Origin of the sequence: Xanthobacter autotrophicus (assembly GCF_030015065.1) — a bacterium.
Taxonomy (GTDB): Bacteria; Pseudomonadota; Alphaproteobacteria; order Rhizobiales; family Xanthobacteraceae; genus Xanthobacter; species Xanthobacter autotrophicus_D.
Genome location: NZ_JAIVFN010000259.1, coordinates 1 through 1456, shown reverse-complemented (window position 1 = coordinate 1456; position 1456 = coordinate 1). Strand labels below are relative to the sequence as shown.

Sequence of the window (1456 nt, the reverse complement as noted above, 5' to 3'; positions counted from 1 at the left end):
CCAAGACCCCGAAGGGCATCATCATCACGCTCGCCTCGCCCGCGACCGACGCTTTGGGCCGGGCCGGCATGGACGGCTATGTCGACACCCATTGGTGGGAGCGCTTCGGCAGCGCCCTGCTGCTTTCGATTGTCGGCGATGCCGCCAACTATGCGCAGGGCCAGCTCCAGCAGGGCGATATCCAGGTCCAGAACAGCGCCAATGCGGGCCAGCAGGCGGCGGCCATTGCGGTCGAGCAGTCCATCAACATTCCGCCGACGCTGGAGAAGCACCAGGGCGAGCTGGTCTCCATTTTCGTCGCTCGCGACCTCGACTTCTCCAGCGTCTATGGCCTGCGCGTCACAGAGCCGCGAAACACGATCTATGATCGCGGCGTGCTCGGAGACTTCAGCCCTCGCTCCACGCTCGTCACCAAGTAGGCGAGGGGAGGGGATGAACGATGCCGCCGATGTCGGCGTTGTCCGCGAGCTGCTCTCACCCATCGGGCACTTCCTGAAGGATGAGTCCTTGTATGAGATCGTGGTCAATCGACCGGGCGTGGTGCTAACCGAGGGGCCCGTAGGATGGCGGAAACATGACGTGCCGGACCTCACTTTCGAAAAGCTGATGCGCCTCGCACGCGCCGTCGCGAGCTATTCGCACCAGGCCATCGACGAGGCCCACCCGCTCCTGTCCGCCACGCTGCCGGACGAGCACCGCATCCAGATCGTCATTCCGCCCGCCACCACCAAGGGCACGGTCAGCATCACACTTCGCAACCCATCGGCGGTGACGCTGACGCTCAACGATCTTGAGACAGCGGGGCTCTTCTCAGAGGTCAGCCCACTCACTGACGAGCTCAGCGTCACCGATACGCGGCTGCTCGGCCTCTATCAGGCCGGCAACTACATGACCTTTCTCCGGGAGGCTGTGCTTGCGCGGAAGAACATCATCATCTCGGGTGCGACGAGATCGGGGAAAACAACCCTCTCAAAGGCATTGATTCAGCATATCCCGGAGGACGAGCGCCTCATCACAATCGAGGACACGCGAGAGCTTGTGATCCCCCAAGATAACCACGTGCGGCTGTTCTATTCCAAGGATGACCAAGGGCTCGCAAAGATCGGTCCGAAGGAGCTCCTTGAGGCTTCACTGCGCATGCGCCCGGATCGGGTCCTGCTCCAGGAGCTTCGTGATGGAACGGCCTTTTACTACATCCGCAACGTGAATTCCGGCCATCCTGGCTCGATCACGACGGTGCACGCGAATTCAACGCGGCTCGCGTTTGAGCAGCTCACCCTGCTCGTCAAAGAATCCGACGGCGGCCGCGACCTGGAGCGCGGCGATATCCGGGATCTGCTGAAGATAGCAATCGACGTCATCGTTCAGTGTAAGCGAATAGGTGGGCGCTTTCGGGTGACGGAGGTCTATTTCGACCCACCCCGGCATCATGGAGAAGATGAATAACTTCTATTGC

Annotated in this window: 2 protein-coding genes; both read left to right on the top strand. The window is 61.3% G+C overall.

What is annotated here, in order from left to right:
- On the top strand, nt 1–419 hold a 419-nt coding region (locus tag K9U40_RS22955; RefSeq protein ID WP_282892396.1), incomplete at its 5' end, for a TrbI/VirB10 family protein.
- A 13-nt stretch (nt 420–432) separates the two neighbouring features.
- Entirely contained in the window at nt 433–1446 is a 1014-nt protein-coding gene (virB11, locus tag K9U40_RS22950; RefSeq protein ID WP_282892395.1) for a P-type DNA transfer ATPase VirB11, read from the top strand.
- Nucleotides 1447–1456: the final 10 nt, after the last annotated feature.

Excerpts from the sequence above, each read along its gene's own strand:
- virB11 (WP_282892395.1), top strand. The coding sequence starts at position 433 with ATGAACGATGCCGCCGATGTCGGCGTTGTCCGCGAGCTGCTCTCACCC.